The sequence below is a fragment of the Mesorhizobium sp. Primo-A genome, from assembly GCF_003997175.1.
Classification (GTDB): Bacteria; Pseudomonadota; Alphaproteobacteria; order Rhizobiales; family Rhizobiaceae; genus Mesorhizobium; species Mesorhizobium ciceri.
On record NZ_RZTG01000011.1, the window covers coordinates 58,279 to 75,905 of the forward strand.

The window sequence follows — 17,627 nt, forward strand, 5'->3', positions numbered from 1 at the left end:
GCGTAACGCGGTGTCCGGCGTGTCGGGTCTTGCGCTGTGGTCGCCCGCCGCGCAAAGCTTCGCGTCTGACGTGTTGCAAGGGAGGCGCAAGGAAATGTCGCTCAAGGGAAAGACGCTGTTCATCTCCGGCGGATCGCGCGGCATCGGGCTGGCGATCGCGCTGCGCGCGGCGCGCGACGGCGCCAATGTGACGATCGCGGCCAAAACCGCCGAACCGCATCCGAAGCTGCCCGGCACAATCTATAGCGCGGCAGAAGAGATCGAGCAGGCCGGCGGCAAGGCGCTGCCCGTGCTGTGCGACATCCGTGAAGAGGCACAGGTGGCCGAGGCGGTCGCCAGGACCGTGGAAAAGTTCGGCGGCATCGATATCTGCGTCAACAATGCCAGCGCCATCCAGCTCACCGGCACGCTGGAAACCGACATGAAGCGCTACGACCTGATGCATCAGATCAACACGCGCGGCACCTTCCTGGTGTCCAAAATGTGCATTCCGCACCTGAAGTTGGCCAGCAATCCTCACATCCTGAATCTGGCACCGCCGCTCGACATGAAGGCCAAGTGGTTCAAGAACCATGTCGCCTACACGATGGCCAAGTTCGGCATGTCGATGTGCACGCTGGGCATGAGCGCCGAGTTCGCCAAGGACGGCATCGCCGTCAATTCACTGTGGCCGATTTCGACCATCGACACGGCAGCCGTGCGCAATCTGCTGGGCGGCGCGACGGTGGCGGCAATGAGCCGTTTGCCCGACATCATGGCCGATGCTGCGCATGCCATCTTTATGCGGCCGGCGCGCGAAGCGACTGGCAACTTCTACATCGACGAAGAGGTGCTGCGCGCCGAGGGCGTCAGCGATTTCTCGATCTATGCGCCTGATGCGACCGGGCCGCTGGCCGGCGACTTTTTTGTCCCCGACGAGGTGTTTGCCCGCACGGACAGCAAGATCAGGAATATTTACTAGAGCTCTTTGTTTTGACGCGACGGGCGTCGAGCCAAGCCCTTCGCCACCCGCAGGGAAAGCCCTGCTCGAACAAGGCGGTAGGGCATCGTTCCTGCGGGATTGATTCAACGTCCGGCGGGCGCAGGCTCACGCCTCGTCCTTCTTGCCTTTGCTCAGGCCCATCAGCCGGTCGATATAGGCGAGCATGAGCGCCGAGACGACGAAGGCGAGATGGATGATGGTCAGCCACATCAACTGGTCGGTCGTGTAGGACGATGAGTTCAAGAACACCTGCAAGAGGTGGATCGACGAGATGGCGACGATGGTCGAGGCAACCTTGACCTTCAGCGAACCGACATCGATGGTGCCCAGCCAGTGCACACCGCCGTCCTGGTCGTCGAAGCGGCTGACGAAATTCTCGTAGCCCGAGATGATGACCATCACCACCAGCGAGGCAACCAGCGCGGCATCGATCAAGCCGAGCATCTTCAGGATGGTGTCGGTGTCACCGAGCGTGAACGCCAGGCTAATGAACTCATAGAGCTTCTTGCCGAAGGACAGCGCATAGACGGCCAATGCCAGGGCCAGGCCTATATAGAAAACGACGAGCAGCCAGCGTGAAGCGAGAATGATCGATTCGATGGCGAGTTCGAGACGCTTCATGGGATGATTCCGGCGGGTTGATCTCTCAGACAATGGCCGTATTCGACGAGGCCGCCACCGTTTGCAAGACAAAAAACCCCGCCGAACAAAGTCCGGCGGGGCTCAATGCGTCCCGCTGGAGTCGGGACGGGGCAGGGAACGCCCAGCACCGAATCTGGGGTGGCTGCGCTCGCGATTCAATGAGCCGTGTCTAACGCCCGTACAATTCTTGTTGAACCCCGCACATCCATCCACCCCCGGCTGTGCCGGGGGTGGATGCTTCTCTTGCCGATTCCACAAACCGGGTCATGATTTTGAAATCATGACCTAATTGTTGCTGGCGACCGGTGCCACCAGCGAGGTGATGCGGCGGATGGCGACGCGGCGGTTCTCGCGGTTGGGCGCCGCCGTGTTGACCTTCAGATACTCCTCGCCATAGCCCTGTGTCGTCAGGTTTTCCGGCGGGATGCCGAAGGCATTGGTCAGAGCCTCCGCCACCGCTTCCGCACGGCGATCGGAAAGAGCGAGGTTAGCCTCCGGTGTGCCGACCGCGTCGGTGTGACCTTCGATCAGGAAGGTCTCGGCCGGGTTCTTCTTCAACAGCTTCTCCATGGCCGTCGCTACGCCCTCGAGCTTCTGCACCTCGGTGTCGGAGATGGAGGCCGAACCGAATTCGAAGTTGAGCGTGTCGAGATCGACGCGACGTGCGATGTCGCGCACGCGGGCCGAACGCTTGACCTCGTCGATCGAATAGAGGCGCTGGACCTTCTCGACCGGGGGCTGTTCGAGGAACTCGTAGTAGTCATCGGGGCTCTCGACGTCCTCGGAATCGAGAATGTATTCCCGGCGCGGGATGGTCAGCCGCATCGGCGGCAGGTCGTCGCCGGGATCACGCCAGTCGCTGTCATCTTGATAGTGCCGCTCGTCGACATAGCTCAGCACATATTCGCGTCCATCCGGCGCGATGCGCGAACGCTGGATAACGTCGCCATAGCGGTTGCGGATGGTGACGATCCGGACACCGTTGTCACGCTCGACGATTTCCCGGGTGCGATCGCCCGACAGATCCTCATAGTAGACTTCTTTGGCACCGCGGGTGACGCGCGGGGCGTCATTGCTCTGGACAAATGTCTGGTTGTTGAACTGTAGGATGACGCGATCGCCGAGTTTCCTGACGACGTCGACGCCTTTCGGACGCCGACGATCGCGGGCGATCTCATCGGGCGCACGCTCTACGCGCGTGCCCTTCTCCTCGGTCACCGGGACGATCTTCTCGGGCTTGATCTCCTGCTGTGCGGCCCTGTCGTCGGTGGGCGGCGGACCCTGGTCGACGGGAGCAGCCACCGGCTTGCGGCCCTGATCGCCACCTTGCTGGGCATTTTGCCCGCCATTCTGCTGCTCGCCATCCTGCTGAGCATTCTTGTCGCCACGTTTGCGGCCGCCGCCCCTGCGCTCGACGTCCTTCTGGCTGTCCAGGATGGGAGCGGCGTTTGGATCGGCCGGTGCTTCGCCTTGCACCGGGTTTTCGCCCTGTGCCGGTGCTGCCGTCTGACCATTGGCCGGTTGTTCGCCGGTGGTGGGTTGTTCGGCCGTCGCCGGCTGCTCGCCAACAGGTTTCCTGCCGTGCTTCTTCGTCGTGTCCTGGGGCTGCTCGCCTTGGGCCGCCGGCTGCTCGCCGGCAGGGGCCGTCGCCTCTCCAGCGGGAGCTTCCTTCGGCGTCGGGGCGACTTCAGGTTGGGCTTGCTGATCCTGCCTGTTCTTCTTGCGCGGCTGGGCCTGCTCGCCGGGCTGATTGTCGTTGGCCGGCGCGACCTGTTCGGCCGGCGTCTGCTCGGTCTGCTGCTGCTGATCACGCTTCTTCCTGCGCGGCTGCTGTTCCCCTGCGGGTGCTGCCTGTTCGGCCGGCGCCTGCTCGGTCTGCTGCTGCTGGTCACGCTTCTTCCTGCGCGGCTGCTGTTCCCCTGCGGGTGCTGCCTGTTCGGCCGGCGCCTGCTCGGTCTGCTGCTGCTGGTCACGCTTCTTTCTGCGCGGCTGCTGTTCCTCTGCCGGTGCTGCCTGTTCGGCCGGCGCCTGCTCGGTCTGCTGCTGCTGGTCACGCTTCTTTCTGCGCGGCTGCTGTTCCTCTGCGGGTGCTGCCTGTTCGGCCGGCGCCTGTTCGGCCTGCTGCTGCTGATCACGCTTCTTCCTGCGCGGCTGCTGTTCCTCGGCGGGAGCGGCCTGTTCGGCGGGCGCCTGCTCGGCCTGCTGCTGCTGGTCGCGCTTCTTCCGGCGTGGCTGCTGCTCCTCGGCGGGCTGCTCGCTCTGGGCAGGCGCGGCCTGCTGTTCAGGCTCGGCCTTCTTGCGCTCGTGTTTCTGTTCGGGTTCCGCCTGCTGCTTCTGCGCGCAGGCCTCGGCCGATTCGCCCTCGGCGCATGCTGCTTGCGCCAGGATGAATGGGGTTGCCGTGCGCTGGGCAAGACCGGACGCGACACTTCCCTGAAGCGGGAACGCGCCCAACGGCGCGGATGCCATCAACAGGCCAAGTGCGGTGCCTGCCAGAATCCGTGGTTGGCGTTTCATCGAAATTCTCCTTGTGGGGTCCCATCCTTGCCGAAACCGATCTTGTGCCGATTGGTTCCAGTCTGGCACGGATAGAGGCCGTACGGGGCGATTGACCGACCTTTTGAAGGCAACTTCATGTCATTCACCTGGCGATAGCCGCAATTGCGACCATTGCCGCGCTTGACCTTGCCCGCGGCCGGGGCCACATCCGGGAAATGGAAACGCCATTCTGGAAAACCAAGGCGCTGGAGGCGATGAGCCCGGCCGAGTGGGAATCGCTGTGCGACGGCTGCGGTAAATGCTGCCTGTCAAAGCTTGAGGACGAGGACACTGGCGAGATCTACTGGACCAGCGTCGGCTGTCGGCTGTTCGACGCCGAGACCTGCCGCTGTTCGGACTACGCCAACCGGCTGGCGCGCGTTCCCGATTGCGTCGGGCTGACGCCGCAGAATGTGCGAACCATCAGTTGGCTGCCCAGTACCTGTGCCTATCGGCTGGTTGCCGAGGGCCGCGACCTCTACTGGTGGCACCGGCTGGTGTCTGGCAGCGCCGAGACCGTGCATGAAGCCGGCATCTCGATGCGCGGCCGGGTCAAAGCGAGTGAAACCGATCTTGCCGAGCCGGAAGACTATTTTGACTATGTGCTGGACGAGGAGCCGTAGGACCAGCGGCGGCGAGCAACAGCCTTACGTTCCACGACTTCCGGCCAATCCGCGGGCTCGGAATAGGGCGCCGAGTCAGGCATTCCGGCCTTCACCAAGGGCTGGGGACGGTGGCGAATGGCCGGAACTTCCTTCTTCCCGCCATATGAACCGGAGATGAACGGCAGGTTCGTAAAGAGTTCAGACAGGCAAGCGCATTCTCCCCCCATCGGTTCACGAGGACGGGCGAAGGCCCGCAAAAAGGAGAGAAGACGATGTTCAACACGATCAAGACGGCAGCCCTTTCGGCCCTGGTCGGTCTCGGCACACTGGCGGCCGTTCCCGCCCACGCCGACAGCCTCTATCTCGGCTTCGGCAACAACAACGACCCGCGTTTCGGCGTCTATACCGGTGACGACGGTTATCGCCATCGCCGTGATGAACGCCGCGGCGACTGGCGCCGTGGCTGTTCGCCGGACCGCGCCCTCGACAAGGCCGAACGCATGGGTCTCCACCGTGTCCGCATCGTCGACGTCAACCGTCGTACGGTGAAGGTGGCGGGCCGCCAGGACGGCGACCGTGTCGTGGTGGTGTTCGCCAATGAGCGCGGCTGCCCGGTTATCTATCGCTGAGGTTCGACAATTAAGGCCGACCCCTCTTTGAGGGTCAGCCTGGCAGCATGATCTTTAGCAAGATCAGCTGGGACTAGCGGAGCCCCTTTCCGTTTGAAGGGTGTGGCTCGAAAAAACCCCCCGGGAGCAATCCCGCGGGGTTTTTCATGCGCGCTATTGGCTGGTGATGCATCGGTGGCTGGGCAAGACCCAGCCACGGATCCTCAGAGCCGCTTACTTCAGTTCGAAGGTGACGGTCACCTGGACATTGTAGGAATTCTCGCCGGCCTGCACGGGAGCCGCGCCACCCGCCGCGGCATCGAAGGCCTTGGCGTTGATCGGCATCGGCGCCGGCGCAATGTTCTGATCTGATATCTCGAGCACCCGGCCGAGGCTGGCGCCTGCGGCCTCGGCCAGCGTCTTGGCCTTGGCCATGGCGTTGGCGACCGCCTTCTTGCGCGCCTCGGTGACCGTGGCTGCCGGGTTGTCATTGGTGAAGGCGATGCCGCCACCCTGGTTGACGCCGAGCGACACCGCCTTGTCGAGGATCTCGCCGGTCTTGTCGACATCGCGCACCCGCACCGAAAGCGTGTTGGTCACCTGATAGGCGACGAGTTCGGCTTCCTGGCTGCCGTCCGGCTTGTTGGTGTAGTTGTAGCGCGGGTTGATCTGGATGCCGGCGGTCTGCAGGTCCCGGTCCTTGATGCCGGCGGACTTCATCGCCGCGATCACGGCGGCCATGGCGTCATTGTTGGCGTCGAGCGCGGCGCGCGCGGTCTTGGCCTCGCGCATGACGCTCAGCGTCAGGACCGCCAGATCGGGGGCCACGGTTGCTTCGCCTTCGCCCGACACGATGATGCGGGGCGGCGTCGGCAGATCGGTGGCTCCAGCCATCGCCGGAAAAGCGATTGCAGCGGCGAGCGCGAGAGGCAAAAGATGTCTGGTCATGAAAATCTCCTTGGTCTGCGATCAAGTCGCAGACGTCGCGTAGAGCGCGATTATGGGTTGATTTGGGCGATCTGGGGAAGCCCGTCGGGAAAGCCTTGTGCCGCGATGCGAAAAACATTAATCCAGCCCGCGTGGGGCCTGTAGCTCAATGGTTAGAGCCGGCGGCTCATAACCGCTTGGTTGGGGGTTCGAGTCCCTCCGGGCCCACCATTACCGTTAGGTCCGTTCCGGACACATAGGTTACGGTTTATACCGGAGACATGGGTAACACTTTTGGCCCGAAGGGGTTTTGGAGTGGTTCGAGCCTGCATGTCTCATCGTCGAAATATCCCAAATCATAGTCCATGAAGCTAGCCAGCCAGATATGGTCCTCGACCTGTTTGATTCCGACGGTCTGGCCGGCAAAGACAAGGCTGAGGTTGATCTTCTTGCGGTTATAGCAGATGCGGCCGCAGGTGGTGACGGTGACGGCCTTGTCGTGAAACGGGTGGTCGAGATCGGGCAAGCCGGTGTAGGGACGCGTTGAGGGCGTGTAGCGCTCGGCCGGGCAGTCCATGTCGAGCGCCTGGTGCGGGCGTTGTGAGTTGAACTCGTCGATGAAGTCATCGAACCTGGCCTGCTGTTGAAGGAAATTGGCGCCGGCCGGTTTGGTGGTCTCCTTCTTGAGGGTGAGGTGCATGCGCTCATGGCGGCCATTCTGCTGCGGACAGCCCGGCTTGATGCGCTCGATGTCGATGCCCAGGCGCAGCCACCAGACCGACAGTTTGCTGAGATTGAACAGCGCGTTGGGGCTGGCGAAGGGAACGCCATTGTCGGTCCTGATCGCGCTGGGCAGGCCGAACTCTTTGAAAACGCTTTCGAACACGGTGAAGGCATAGGCTTCCTTGGTGGTCGAGAGCGCCTCGCAGGCGATGAGATAACGGCTGGCGAAGTCGGTGATGGTCAGCGGATAGCAATAGCGCCGATCGGCGAGCATGAACTCGCCCTTGTAGTCGGCACACCAAAGATCGTTAGGGCGACAGCCGTTTGAAAGTGGTGTCCCCGTCGCCCTGTTGCGCCTGCGCTTGCGGCGCTCGACCATGCCGTGGCGGTCGAGCACGGCATGCACCGTCGAGATCGCGGGCCGGTGCACATCCGGATACAGCCGGGCCAGCCGCTCGCGTATCTTCGGCGCACCCCATGTCGGCTTGTCTTGCTTGAGGCGCACAATCAGCTTCTCGATTTGAAACGGAAGCTGATTGGCGTGGCGATAGGGCCGCCGCGATCGGTCCGTCAGCCCCTCCAGGCCGCTGTCGTTGTAGCGCGTGAGGATCTTGTAGCCGGTCTTGCGCGAGATATCGAACTCCCGGCAAAGCATCGCCATCTTCTCGCCGTCCAGCAGCCGGGCGACGAACTTCAGCCGCTCTTCCATGACGTTACACTCCCTCCAAGGCACCTTGCTCTCCTTGCAAAGGGCCGAAAGTGTAACCCATCTATCCAGAATGAACTGTCACCCATCTCTCGGGAAGGGCATTATTATCAATGGGTTTATTGACAGGTTCGCCACGAGGTTCGCCAAGCGCGTTACCAGCCGTACGACTCGGTCCATGCCCTGCACAGCCAACGCACCTGCGACGCTTCCCGGGAATAGAGTTCGGCATGGTCAATGTCGTCATGGCCGAGACATCCAACATCTGCCTGGTGGATGCCTCCGCTTCGGCGAGATAGACCCCAAGTGACTTCCGCAGACCATGCAGCGTAAGGCCCTTCGGCAATCCCGCGAGAGCGCACCAGTGGGTCATAGCACCGGTCAGAGATTTCGGCGAGAAAGGTTGGCCATATTCCGTGACTAGAACTGTTTCGCCGCGCCGGTCGGCGCGGAGATGCCAAAACAGCAGTTTCGCTACCCCGGAACTGCGCCGTGAAGGGCCAATCCATGATATGCCTGCCACTTCAAGGTTCTACCGTCCCTTGCCGTGCTGCCCAGTCGTATGGGTACAGACAGTAAAAATAGCCGGTACGCTCGGTGGCGATGTATTTGAGGTGGGTGCCGTTGGGCAGCCAGACGATGTCGCCAGGGCGGCATTCGTGGCGGCCGTCATCCAGTTCGATCGTCAGCGTGCCTTCATGGATGAACAGCACCTCGTCATAGGTCACGGTCCAGTCGATCGAGGCGTTCTCCAGATACTCGATGCCGCCGCCCATGGTCCGGCTGATCTCGGCATTGATCACGCGCGCGATCGAAGACGTTCCGGTCGGCGTGACCGATGGCTTTAGGGTCAACTCGCTGTGCTTGAAAATCTTGGCCTTGGACATCGTCATCCCTTTTTTGCGCGAAGATTGGCTTTGGAGGGAGTGACGCCGGACGGAGCCAGCCCGGCGAGCCATCTCGTCACCGGATCGAGCTTGCGCCCGGCATGTTCGAAATCGTCACGCCGACGCACAGCGCCGCGGACAAAATGTGCACCGACAAAGCGAAAGGGTTCGGGCGGGAAACCGCGCGTTACCGGACGAACCAGCGCCGAATGCGTCAGTTCCGATTCACCGTCAGTCAACAGGCCGGTGAGGATCTCGCCGCCGATATAAGCCATTGTCGTGCCATTGCCGGAAAAGCCATAGCCGTAAACGACATCGCGGTTGGCGCGCAAAGCGCCGAAAAGTGGCACGCCGCTCACCGTCCGGTCGATCGGGCCGTTCCATGATGTCTCGAGCGGAAAATCGGCGAGCGCCGGGTGGCCGTCCCGCAGCGCGCGACGCATTTCGGCGACACGGGGCGACTGGCCATGGAAACGCTGGTCGACGATGCCGCCGAAGCCAATAACGCCACCGCTGACGCCGACGGACAGCCGACCATCGCGCGTCGGAGACCAACCGCCAACGAAGACGCGGGAATCGATCATCAGCGGCGCCCGGCGGTAGCCGATCTTGTCGAGAAGGTCTGGAATGGGCTGTGACATGGCGTCGTCGCTGGAGATGTTGAAGATCGCAGGGGCCAGTTCCGGAATCGCGCCGGACCAGGCATTCATGGCAAGCACGACCTTGCCGCAGGATACAGTTCCTTTCGCCGTTTCCACCGTGAGCTTGCCCCGTCGTGAAAACCGCTTCATCGGCGACTTTTCATAGATCCGAACGCCGCGCTTTAGCGCTGCACGACGCAGGCCGCGCACCAGGAATCCGGGATGCACTGTTGCCGACGAAGCGTCGAACGCGCCGCCGAGGTGGCTCGTCGTGCCTGCCATCGCCGCGATCTCGTCGCGCGAAACGCGTCGCGCAGGCACGTAGCCATGCGCCGCCAGCTTGTTCAACGCGTCGTCCCAGGCGCCAAGCTGTGCTTCGCACGTCGCGCCCCAGATCCAGCCGATGCGATCGAACCAGGCGTCGATCGCCTCGACCTTGCAGAAAGCCTCGATGCCGCCGATCGCGGCTTCGGATGCCTTGATGATCGAAAGCGCGTCGGTTCCGTCGCGCAGGGCGACAAGCGCGCTGTATTTGGTCCATGCCGAAAGCACCATTCCGGAATTGCGGCCGCTCGGGCCACCACCACAAATGTCGCGCTCTAAAATGACAACATCGAAGCCTGGATTGTGCTCCTTGAGGCGGATGGCCGTCCACAATCCAAGATACCCGCCGCCGACGATGCAGATGTCGGCCTGCGTTGCCTCTTCGAGCGGAGGCGCAAGGTCTGGGTCCTCGGGCAGGACCTGCCGCAGCCAATGGCTTCGCCAAACAATGTCCTTTTCCGTCAGTTGCATCACGATGCGCCTCTGGCCGACAGGCGGCGCTCCACCAGCCTGACCCAAAGGCTGGCGCCAATCGGCAGGATTGCGTCGTTGAAGTCGTAGTTGGTGTCGTGAGCCGCAGCCTGATGCGCATCGTCGGCCTGGCCGAGCAAGAAATAGCAGCCCGGCCGCTGTTCCAACATGTAGCAGAAATCTTCCGAGCCCATCTCGGGAGGCGGATCGACGACGAGACGTTCCGGTCCCATCACCTCGTTCGCAATCGCGATCATCGCATCGGCTTGCGCCGGGGTGTTGATCGTCGGCGCGAAGGGCGTTTCATAGAGAATGTCGACGCTGGCGCCAAAAGCTTCAGCCTCGTTTTTCGCGATGCGGCGGATTGCCGTCTCCAGCGTCTTTTGAACCTGATGGTCGAAGGTGCGCACGGTGCCGGTCAGAAACGCCGTATCGGGGATGGTGTTGAAGGCTTCGCCTGCGCGCAGGCTGCCAACGGTGACGATTGCCGGAGCGTGCACATCGGTCAGGCGGCCGGGCAGGGCTTCGATTGCGAGCAGGATGCGCGCGGCGATGGGGAGTGGATTGATCGCCAGATGCGGTGTCGCCGCATGGCCGCCCCTGCCGTGGACGACGATCTCGAAGCGATCGGCCGCCGCGGCCACCGTTCCGCGGTGGACGGCGATCTCGCCGAGCGGCCGTTCGCAATTGTGCAGCGCGTAAACTTCATCGCAGGGGAAACGCTGGAAAAGGCCCTCATCCAGCATGGCAAGCGCCCCACCTCGACCCTCCTCGGCCGGCTGGAAGATGAAATGCACCGTGCCGGCGAAGTCGGGCGAGCGAACAAGTGCTGACGCTGCGCCGAGCAGCATTGTCGTGTGGCCGTCATGGCCGCAGCCATGCATCCTCCCGGGGACGCGGGACGCATGCGGCAGCGGCCGCGCCTCGGTCATCGGCAGGGCGTCCATATCGGCGCGAATGCTCAGGCTGCGACCAGCGCCGAGCCTGCCCCTGAGCGTGCCGACGACGCCTGTGCGGCCGACACCTTCGGTCGTCTCGATGCCCCACGAGCGCAGTTTGTCCGCCACGAAACGTGCCGTCTCGAACTCTTCGAAGCCGAGTTCTGGATTGGCATGCAGATGCCGCCGCCAGGCCGTCATCTCTGTCTCTAGTTGCTGCACCGAGGGTACCAGTCTCATGCCGATGCCTTTGCGCGAAGAGTTTGTGAGCGGCTCTGCAGGATGGCGATGACCACAAGCAGGATTGCCGAGAAAGCGATCAGCAGCACGGCGACGGCCGCGATGGCGGGACTGATGGACTCGCGCACCCCGGAGAATATCATGCGAGGCAAGGTTCGCTCTGCGCCCGTCGAGAGGAAACTTGCGACGACGACTTCGTCGAAAGAGATGATGAAGGCGATGATGGCCCCTGTAATGACGCCCGGCGCTATCAGCGGCAGCACTACCTTGAAGAATGTGCGCATGGTGCCGGCGCCGAGCGATGCCGCCGCGCGAACCAACGTCCGGTCGAAGGTCGAAAGGCTGGCGACGACAGTCGTCAGCATCACAGGCACGGCCATGGCCGTATGCACCAGAATGATCGATAGCTTGTTGCCAACGAGTCCCAGTGTGGCGAAGAATGAAAAGGCCGCGACGCCGACAATGACGACTGGCGTCACCAAGGGCGCGGCGATGATCGCATAGAGGATCCGTTTGCCGGCAAAATCGCCCCAGGCGAGCCCGATCGCCGCCGGTATGCCGAGCAGCAGCGCCAGAACCGTGGTGGACAGCGCGATGACGACCGAGTTCCACAGCGCGGTCGGCCAGCGCTGGTCGACCCACAGTTCGGCATACCAGCGCAGCGACCAGCCCGGCGTCGGAAACGCCAGCGAGTTGCTCGAGGTCAGCGACATGGGGATCACGATCAGCAGGGGCAGGATGATGAACGCCAGCAATGTCGCCGCATAGGCATACATCAGCCATTTCCGAAAGCGGTCGGCGCTCATGCGACATGCGCCTTGCGGCGGAAGAGGACGGACGCCGTCCAGAACAGGAATGCAAACAGGACGAGGATCATCAGCAGTTGCAACGAAAGCGCTGCACCCATGCCCCAGTTCAGTGTGCTGTTCGTGTAGAACGCTATGTAGCTGGAGATCATCTGGTCGGTCGGCCCGCCGACAAGCGTCGGGGTGATGTAGTAGCCGAGTGCGAAGACAAAAACGATCGCCCCGCCGGACAGGATTCCTGGCAGGATCAACGGCAACTGCACGCGGCGCCACGCTGTGAGCCACGGCGCGCCCAGTGACAGTGCCGCGCGCATATAGGTGGTCGGAACCCGCCGCATGACGGCGACGACGCAGAGCACCATCATGGGCAGCAGAACCTGAACCATTGCCACGTAGAGTGAAAAGCGTGTGTAAATGAGATTGAGCGGCTCGCTGACGATGCCGAGGCCAAGCAGCGTGGAATTCACGGGTCCGTTCTTCTGCAGCACGATGATCCAGATGACGGTGCGCACCAGCAGCGATGTCCAGAGCGGAAACAGGATCAGCGCGAACATGAGCTTCGACCAGGCCGGCGGCGCGCTGACAATTGCCTGCGCCAGCGGCACGGCGAGCACCGCGCAGATCACGGTCACCACGATGCTGATCCAGATCGTACGCAGCAGCGCGTCGACGAAGATGGCGCGATCGGCTGAAATGGCTTCGATCGAATTGTCCGCGCCTCGCTTCAGGTCAAGGCTCGCAAGCAGATAATAGTCCGTTCGCGCGCTTTGCTGACGCGCGATGACCTGCCAGAGATCGATATTTTTCCAGCCGGCCTGTTTGGAGAGCACCTCGTCGCGCACGGGACGCATAGTCAGCTTGCCGTCGGCCGCATCCTTTGCCGTCTTGATGACGAGGAAACGGCTGCCGACGACGCGCTGGTTCACGAGTTGCGCCAGTACGCCTTCCTTTCCGGCGCGCCGCGCGTCGGCCAGGTCCTCGACGAGTGCTGCAAAGACGGGTTCGCCAGGCAGGCCGCTATCTGCTTTCCAGCCTGCCAGAGCGGCAATTGTGTGCGGCAGGTTGTTCGAAAAATCCGAGTTGTCGACGGCCAGAGCGAGGAAGCGCGCCACCGGCCACAGAAACAGAATGACGACGAACAGGATAAGCGGGGCCGTCAACAGGGCGAGCATGCCGCCCCGTTGGCGCCGCTTTATAGCCGGCTTTGTCCCGACCAACATGCCTGGGTTACTTCGCGAGCCAAGCCTTGAAGCGTTCTTCCAGCGCTTCCTTGTGCTCGGTCCAGAAGTCGTTGTTATAGGCGGCGCCGTACTGGAGGTGCTCCGGCGACGTCGGCAGGTTGGCCTTCCAATCCGCGGGAATGAGGTCGGCGGCTTCCTTGCGGCCGGTGCCATAGGCATAGAGTTTCGAGAAGCCGGCCTGATTTTCAGGGATGGAGAACCACTTGAGGAGATCCAGCCCGCCCTGCTGGTGCGGTGCGCCCTTCACCACGGCCCAGTAGTCGGTGCCGTAGAAGAAGCCTGCGTCCCATGCGATGGCGTAGGGCTTTTTCTCGTTAATGGCTTCGTTGGTGATGCGTGCATTGAACGCGTCGCTGAGCGTCACTTCCCCGCTGTCGAGGTTCTGGATGCCCTGCGTCGTGGTGGACCACCAGACGACGTTCGGCTTGATCTTGTCGAGCATGGCGAAAGCCCGGTCGATACCTTCCGGCGTGGCCAGCACCTTGTACATGTCCTCGCGCTTAACGCCGTCGGCCATCAGCGCGTTTTCCAGCGTGAACTGCGCCTGCTGGTAGAGGCCACGCTTTCCCGGAAATTTCTCGACGTTCCAGAAATCCGCCCAGCTCTTCGGCGCGGCGTCGCCCTTGTAGACATTTGTGTTGTAGGCGAGGACCGTGGCCCAGGTATCGGACGCGACGCCGCATTCGTGCAGGGTGCCCGGCAAATAATTGGCCGCGTCGCCTGTGATTTCTGGCGTCAGCGGAATGAACAGGCCTTCGGCGCAGCCGACTTCCATGGCGGGCGCTTCGACCGAGACGACGTCATAGGTGATGTTGCCCGCCTGCACCTGGGCACGCACCTTGGCGACCTCGCCGCCCCACTCTTCCATGACGATCGGGACGCCCGTCTTTTCGGTGTACTTGTCCCAGACCCCATCCTTGTAGGCCTTGTCCCATGTACCACCCCAGCCGACTACCGTGACGGGGTCGGCCGCGGACGCGACCAAAGCCGAGGTCGCGAGGCAGATCGCGGCGGCAGATACGGCTTGCAGATAAGTCCTCATTGCAGTTCCCCTTTCTTATCGTTGTAGATTTGATCAAATTTCAAACGCAAAATTGATTGATTAGCAACAGGAATTTACGGTACGGTGTAAAAAAGTGAAAAAGCCAAAGGGATTTGATCGAATGCTGCAAGGCACTAGAGACGTGCGCGCCAATGTCAGTCTCGCTGCTGTTCTGGACGAGGCGCGACAGCGTTTCGCTGACGCAAACCCGAACAGCCGGGCGCGTCAGAACGAGGCCGCGGCATCGTTGCCGGGCGGCAATACGAGGGCTGTTCTATGGTATCGGCCATTCCCCGTATCGTTTGTTTCCGGTGAAGGCTGCAGGGTGACCGATCTGGACGGCCATACCTATGTCGACCTGGTCTCGGAATACAGTGCCGGTTTTTACGGCCACTCCGACAAGGCGATTTCGGCGGCCCTTGTGGACGTCATACAGGGTGGCATCATGTTGGGCGCACCCAACCGCTATGAGGCGCGCCTGGCTGCCGCGGTGGTCGACCGTTTTCCGGCCATCGAGCGCGTGCGCTTCTGCAACTCGGGCACCGAGGCGAACATCATGGCGATTTCGGCGGCTCGCGCCATCACGCAGCGCTCGAAGATCCTCGCCTTCCGCGAGGGCTATCATGGCGGCGTACTCACCTTCGCGCATGGCGGCTCACCGCTCAATTTGCCTTTCCCCTTTGTCTTCGCCGACTACAACGATAGTGCAGGCGCCGTGGCGCTCATCAAGGAACAGGGCGACGAACTTGCCGCGGTGATCGTCGAACCGATGATGGGCGGCGGCGGCTGCATCCCGGCGACGCGTGAGTTCCTGGAAGCGCTGCGCGCCGCGACGAAGGAGACCGGCGCGCTGCTGATCTTCGACGAGGTGATGACCTCGCGCCTCGACTACCGCGCGCTCCATGGCGCACATGAAATCTTTCCCGATTTCGTGACGCTCGGAAAGTACATCGGCGGCGGTGCGAGTTTTGGCGCATTCGGTGGACGCGCGGATCTCGTCGACCGCTTCGATCCTGCTTTGCCTGGTGCGTTTTCGCATGGCGGGACGTTCAACAACAATATTCTCAGCATGGCTGCTGGTTTGACCGGTCTGACGCAGGTGCTGACGCAAGAGGCGAGCCGCGCCATCAATTCGCGCGGCGATCGCTTGCGTGAAGCGATGAACGTCTCCCTTGAGCGGTATGGCGTCGAGGGCATCGTCATAGGGCGCGGGTCGTTGATGAACCTGCATTTCGTCAGGGGGCCGGTGGACACGCCGGCGCGGCTCGACGATGCCGATCCATCGGCGATTGCGCTTTGGCATATCGAGATGCTGTTGCGAGGGTACTACGTGACGCCGCGCGGCATGCTGGCGTTGTCACTGCCATTTGGCGACGCAGAACTCGACGGCTTCGCCGCCGCATTCGACGATTTCCTGTCGAGCAACCTCAAAATACTGCCGCGCCGGACAAACTGATGCTCGATCGCAAGGATGCCACTGCCGGCTCGGCCGCGCAAAAGACAGCTCATGTTCGTGTACATACGGGCTTGAAGGAGGCACTGATGAACGGTGACTTCCTGCCCGGCCAGAGACTGGTCGTACGACAGCTTGCCGAACAGTACCGGACCAGCGCCATGCCGGTGCGCGAGGCCTTGCGGCAACTCGTCAGCGACGAGGCGATGTTCGACCACCCAAATCGGGGCGTCATTGTCCCTGAGGCCACGGTGGCGCGTATTTCGGATCTGGTGCGTGTGCGCTGCAGCGTCGAAGGGACGGCGGCCGAGTGGGCCGCGACGACCATCACGCCCGAAGAACTCGATGAATTGGCGAAGCTGAACGGGCTGATGCGCGAATGCGTCGAGAGCAATGTCATGGCTAATTATCTCGGCCTGAACAGGCGCTTCCATTTCACGATGTACCATGCCGCGCGTTCACCTCTCATCCAGCAGATCATCGAGAAATTGTGGCTGCAGGCAGGACCGTTTCTGAACATCGTCCGCTCCGACGTGACCTACGGCCTGGGCCTGGACCATCACGACGAAATGCTCGCGGCGCTGCGTCGCGCCGATGGCGCGGCTGCGCGCAAGGCGCTGGTTGCCGATCTGCGCGAGGCCGCCGACATCATTCTTCGCGCCGCGGCGGCGGCTGAGGCTCAACCTGCGCGCAAACGCCCGGCTTCGGTACGCCGTGATCCGAAGGCGCAGGCGCGGTGATGGGCGGATCCCCGCATGGCCCGGTTCATGTCGAGTTTCGTGGCGTCAGCAAGCGCTACGGGCAGACCGTCCAGGCGGTGCGTCAGCTCGACCTGGAAATCATGCGCGGCGAATTCCTGACGCTGCTGGGGCCTTCGGGATCCGGCAAGACGACGGCGTTGATGATGCTTGCCGGATTCGAGGATACGACCGAGGGCGAAATCCTCATTGACGGTCAGCGCATCGACAACGTTCCCGCCAATCGTCGCGGCATCGGCATGGTGTTCCAGAACTACGCGCTTTTCCCGCACATGACGGTCGCCGAAAATCTGGCTTTCCCACTCGAGGTCCGCAAACTTGGCCGCGAGGAGGTGACGCAACGTGTCAGGAACGTTCTCGACATGGTCCAGTTGCCCGAATTCGGCAACCGGCGTCCGGCGCAGCTTTCGGGTGGGCAGCAACAACGCGTCGCGGTTGCCCGCGCCCTGATCTTCGAACCAAATCTTGTCCTGATGGACGAACCGCTCGGCGCCCTAGACAAGCAACTGCGCGAGCAGATGCAGTTCGAAATCAAGGAAATCCATGCCCGGCTTGGCGTCACGTTCGTTTATGTGACCCACGACCAGACCGAGGCGCTGACCATGTCCGACCGGATCGCGGTGTTCAGCGCCGGCCGCATCGAGCAGCTTTCGACACCACGCGAACTGTATGAGCGTCCGACGGGCAGCTTTGTGGCGAGCTTCATCGGCGAGAACAACCGCATGTCCGGCACCGTGCTTGCCGGCGGTGAAAATGGTGGCGTGGCCGTCCATCTCGACGATGGCGATCTGGTGTTGAACGCCATTTCCCCTGGCGCGACGCCCCCTACGGGCGCCAGGGTGACGCTGTCGATCAGGCCCGAGCGCATGTCCTTATTGCACGAAGGCTCCACCGCCCTCAACGTGATCGCGGCAACCGTCGTTCAGTCCGTCTATGTCGGCGATCACATCCGGCTCGTCGCTGTCACGGCGGGCGGCCTGAAATTCATTGTCAAGCTTGCCGCATCGTCGTCTCGGTCCGAACTCAATGCGGGCGAGGCGGTTCGATTGGGCTGTGGTCGTGAGGATTGCCTCGCTCTCGATAGATAACAACAAA

16 protein-coding genes, 1 tRNA gene and 1 pseudogene are annotated in these 17,627 nt (G+C 62.4%); 7 read left to right on the plus strand and 11 right to left on the minus strand.

What is annotated here, in order from left to right; genetic code table 11:
* The first annotated feature begins 94 nt into the window (after nucleotides 1-94).
* Nucleotides 95-961: an NAD(P)-dependent oxidoreductase gene (locus tag EOC83_RS20720; RefSeq protein WP_013530170.1), complete on the plus strand. Its 867-nt coding sequence runs from the start codon at nucleotides 95-97 to the stop codon at nucleotides 959-961.
* A 126-nt stretch (nucleotides 962-1,087) separates the two neighbouring features.
* On the opposite strand, the gene EOC83_RS20725 is transcribed toward EOC83_RS20720, so the two are convergent.
* Together EOC83_RS20725 and EOC83_RS20730 are read right to left on the minus strand one after the other, a co-directional pair.
* Nucleotides 1,088-1,603 (minus strand): TIGR00645 family protein, encoded by a 516-nt coding sequence (locus EOC83_RS20725; protein WP_013530171.1) that lies wholly within the window; start codon nucleotides 1,601-1,603, stop codon nucleotides 1,088-1,090.
* A gap of 306 nt (nucleotides 1,604-1,909) precedes the next feature.
* Complete coding sequence (locus EOC83_RS20730) at nucleotides 1,910-4,141, minus strand: OmpA family protein (RefSeq protein ID WP_063168766.1); 2,232 nt, start codon at nucleotides 4,139-4,141, stop codon at nucleotides 1,910-1,912.
* A gap of 197 nt (nucleotides 4,142-4,338) precedes the next feature.
* Between EOC83_RS20730 and EOC83_RS20735 the strand changes: the two genes are divergently transcribed.
* Nucleotides 4,339-4,785, plus strand: coding sequence for a YcgN family cysteine cluster protein (locus tag EOC83_RS20735; RefSeq protein WP_013530173.1), 447 nt, complete (start codon nucleotides 4,339-4,341; stop codon nucleotides 4,783-4,785).
* 254 nt (nucleotides 4,786-5,039) lie between these two features.
* Entirely contained in the window at nucleotides 5,040-5,396 is a 357-nt protein-coding gene (locus EOC83_RS20740; RefSeq protein ID WP_013530174.1) for a hypothetical protein, read from the plus strand.
* A 213-nt stretch (nucleotides 5,397-5,609) separates the two neighbouring features.
* On the opposite strand, the gene EOC83_RS20745 is transcribed toward EOC83_RS20740, so the two are convergent.
* The gene (locus tag EOC83_RS20745; RefSeq protein WP_013530175.1) at nucleotides 5,610-6,323 is read right to left on the minus strand and encodes an SIMPL domain-containing protein; all 714 of its coding nucleotides are present in this window, start codon (nucleotides 6,321-6,323) and stop codon (nucleotides 5,610-5,612) included.
* Nucleotides 6,324-6,457: 134 nt separating this feature from the next.
* Between EOC83_RS20745 and EOC83_RS20750 the strand changes: the two genes are divergently transcribed.
* A tRNA-Ile gene (locus EOC83_RS20750) sits at nucleotides 6,458-6,533 on the plus strand.
* A 37-nt stretch (nucleotides 6,534-6,570) separates the two neighbouring features.
* On the opposite strand, the gene EOC83_RS20755 is transcribed toward EOC83_RS20750, so the two are convergent.
* The 8 genes and pseudogenes from EOC83_RS20755 to EOC83_RS20790 all read right to left on the minus strand — a co-directional run bounded on the left by EOC83_RS20755 (nucleotide 6,571) and on the right by EOC83_RS20790 (nucleotide 14,321).
* A complete protein-coding gene (locus tag EOC83_RS20755; RefSeq protein ID WP_082826531.1) occupies nucleotides 6,571-7,734 on the minus strand; it encodes a helix-turn-helix domain-containing protein in 1,164 nt (387 codons plus the stop codon).
* A gap of 156 nt (nucleotides 7,735-7,890) precedes the next feature.
* Nucleotides 7,891-8,173 (minus strand): annotated as a pseudogene (locus EOC83_RS20760) (tyrosine-type recombinase/integrase); the annotation flags it as partial.
* Nucleotides 8,174-8,255: 82 nt separating this feature from the next.
* Nucleotides 8,256-8,624: an AraC family ligand binding domain-containing protein gene (locus EOC83_RS20765; RefSeq protein ID WP_063168764.1), complete on the minus strand. Its 369-nt coding sequence runs from the start codon at nucleotides 8,622-8,624 to the stop codon at nucleotides 8,256-8,258.
* The gene (locus EOC83_RS20770; RefSeq protein WP_063168763.1) at nucleotides 8,621-10,054 is read right to left on the minus strand and encodes an FAD-binding oxidoreductase; all 1,434 of its coding nucleotides are present in this window, start codon (nucleotides 10,052-10,054) and stop codon (nucleotides 8,621-8,623) included. The genes EOC83_RS20765 and EOC83_RS20770 overlap by 4 nt, the downstream gene beginning before the upstream one ends.
* Nucleotides 10,054-11,232, minus strand: coding sequence for a M20 aminoacylase family protein (locus EOC83_RS20775; protein WP_063168762.1), 1,179 nt, complete (start codon nucleotides 11,230-11,232; stop codon nucleotides 10,054-10,056). Before EOC83_RS20775 ends, EOC83_RS20770 begins: the two co-directional genes overlap by 1 nt.
* Complete coding sequence (locus EOC83_RS20780; protein WP_082826529.1) at nucleotides 11,229-12,038, minus strand: ABC transporter permease; 810 nt, start codon at nucleotides 12,036-12,038, stop codon at nucleotides 11,229-11,231. Before EOC83_RS20780 ends, EOC83_RS20775 begins: the two co-directional genes overlap by 4 nt.
* Nucleotides 12,035-13,210 carry an ABC transporter permease gene (locus tag EOC83_RS20785; protein WP_063168760.1) on the minus strand — a complete coding sequence of 392 codons (1,176 nt, stop codon included), beginning with the start codon at nucleotides 13,208-13,210 and terminating at the stop codon, nucleotides 12,035-12,037. The genes EOC83_RS20780 and EOC83_RS20785 overlap by 4 nt, the downstream gene beginning before the upstream one ends.
* Nucleotides 13,211-13,265: 55 nt before the next feature.
* Nucleotides 13,266-14,321, minus strand: a complete 1,056-nt coding sequence (locus EOC83_RS20790) for an ABC transporter substrate-binding protein (protein ID WP_063168759.1) — start codon at nucleotides 14,319-14,321, stop codon at nucleotides 13,266-13,268.
* A gap of 121 nt (nucleotides 14,322-14,442) precedes the next feature.
* Between EOC83_RS20790 and EOC83_RS20795 the strand changes: the two genes are divergently transcribed.
* The 3 genes from EOC83_RS20795 to EOC83_RS20805 are packed head-to-tail and all read left to right on the plus strand — an operon-like array spanning nucleotide 14,443 to nucleotide 17,620.
* On the plus strand, nucleotides 14,443-15,777 hold the full coding sequence (locus EOC83_RS20795) for an aminotransferase class III-fold pyridoxal phosphate-dependent enzyme (RefSeq protein ID WP_063168758.1): 1,335 nt from the start codon (nucleotides 14,443-14,445) through the stop codon (nucleotides 15,775-15,777).
* Complete coding sequence (locus tag EOC83_RS20800; protein WP_063168757.1) at nucleotides 15,777-16,514, plus strand: GntR family transcriptional regulator; 738 nt, start codon at nucleotides 15,777-15,779, stop codon at nucleotides 16,512-16,514. Before EOC83_RS20795 ends, EOC83_RS20800 begins: the two co-directional genes overlap by 1 nt.
* Nucleotides 16,514-17,620 (plus strand): ABC transporter ATP-binding protein, encoded by a 1,107-nt coding sequence (locus tag EOC83_RS20805; protein WP_063168756.1) that lies wholly within the window; start codon nucleotides 16,514-16,516, stop codon nucleotides 17,618-17,620. Before EOC83_RS20800 ends, EOC83_RS20805 begins: the two co-directional genes overlap by 1 nt.
* Nucleotides 17,621-17,627 lie beyond the last annotated feature (7 nt).

What these genes read in the sequence shown, in the direction of transcription:
- EOC83_RS20720 (WP_013530170.1), top strand. Translation starts at nt 95, where the DNA reads ATGTCGCTCAAGGGAAAGACGCTGTTCATCTCCGGCGGATCGCGCGGC.
- EOC83_RS20725 (WP_013530171.1), bottom strand. Translation starts at nt 1,603, where the DNA reads ATGAAGCGTCTCGAACTCGCCATCGAATCGATCATTCTCGCTTCACGC.
- EOC83_RS20730 (WP_063168766.1), bottom strand. Translation starts at nt 4,141, where the DNA reads ATGAAACGCCAACCACGGATTCTGGCAGGCACCGCACTTGGCCTGTTG.
- EOC83_RS20735 (WP_013530173.1), top strand. Translation starts at nt 4,339, where the DNA reads ATGGAAACGCCATTCTGGAAAACCAAGGCGCTGGAGGCGATGAGCCCG.
- EOC83_RS20740 (WP_013530174.1), top strand. Translation starts at nt 5,040, where the DNA reads ATGTTCAACACGATCAAGACGGCAGCCCTTTCGGCCCTGGTCGGTCTC.
- EOC83_RS20745 (WP_013530175.1), bottom strand. Translation starts at nt 6,323, where the DNA reads ATGACCAGACATCTTTTGCCTCTCGCGCTCGCCGCTGCAATCGCTTTT.
- EOC83_RS20755 (WP_082826531.1), bottom strand. Translation starts at nt 7,734, where the DNA reads ATGGAAGAGCGGCTGAAGTTCGTCGCCCGGCTGCTGGACGGCGAGAAG.
- EOC83_RS20765 (WP_063168764.1), bottom strand. Translation starts at nt 8,624, where the DNA reads ATGACGATGTCCAAGGCCAAGATTTTCAAGCACAGCGAGTTGACCCTA.
- EOC83_RS20770 (WP_063168763.1), bottom strand. Translation starts at nt 10,054, where the DNA reads ATGCAACTGACGGAAAAGGACATTGTTTGGCGAAGCCATTGGCTGCGG.
- EOC83_RS20775 (WP_063168762.1), bottom strand. Translation starts at nt 11,232, where the DNA reads ATGAGACTGGTACCCTCGGTGCAGCAACTAGAGACAGAGATGACGGCC.
- EOC83_RS20780 (WP_082826529.1), bottom strand. Translation starts at nt 12,038, where the DNA reads ATGAGCGCCGACCGCTTTCGGAAATGGCTGATGTATGCCTATGCGGCG.
- EOC83_RS20785 (WP_063168760.1), bottom strand. Translation starts at nt 13,210, where the DNA reads ATGCTCGCCCTGTTGACGGCCCCGCTTATCCTGTTCGTCGTCATTCTG.
- EOC83_RS20790 (WP_063168759.1), bottom strand. Translation starts at nt 14,321, where the DNA reads ATGAGGACTTATCTGCAAGCCGTATCTGCCGCCGCGATCTGCCTCGCG.
- EOC83_RS20795 (WP_063168758.1), top strand. Translation starts at nt 14,443, where the DNA reads ATGCTGCAAGGCACTAGAGACGTGCGCGCCAATGTCAGTCTCGCTGCT.
- EOC83_RS20800 (WP_063168757.1), top strand. Translation starts at nt 15,777, where the DNA reads ATGCTCGATCGCAAGGATGCCACTGCCGGCTCGGCCGCGCAAAAGACA.
- EOC83_RS20805 (WP_063168756.1), top strand. Translation starts at nt 16,514, where the DNA reads ATGGGCGGATCCCCGCATGGCCCGGTTCATGTCGAGTTTCGTGGCGTC.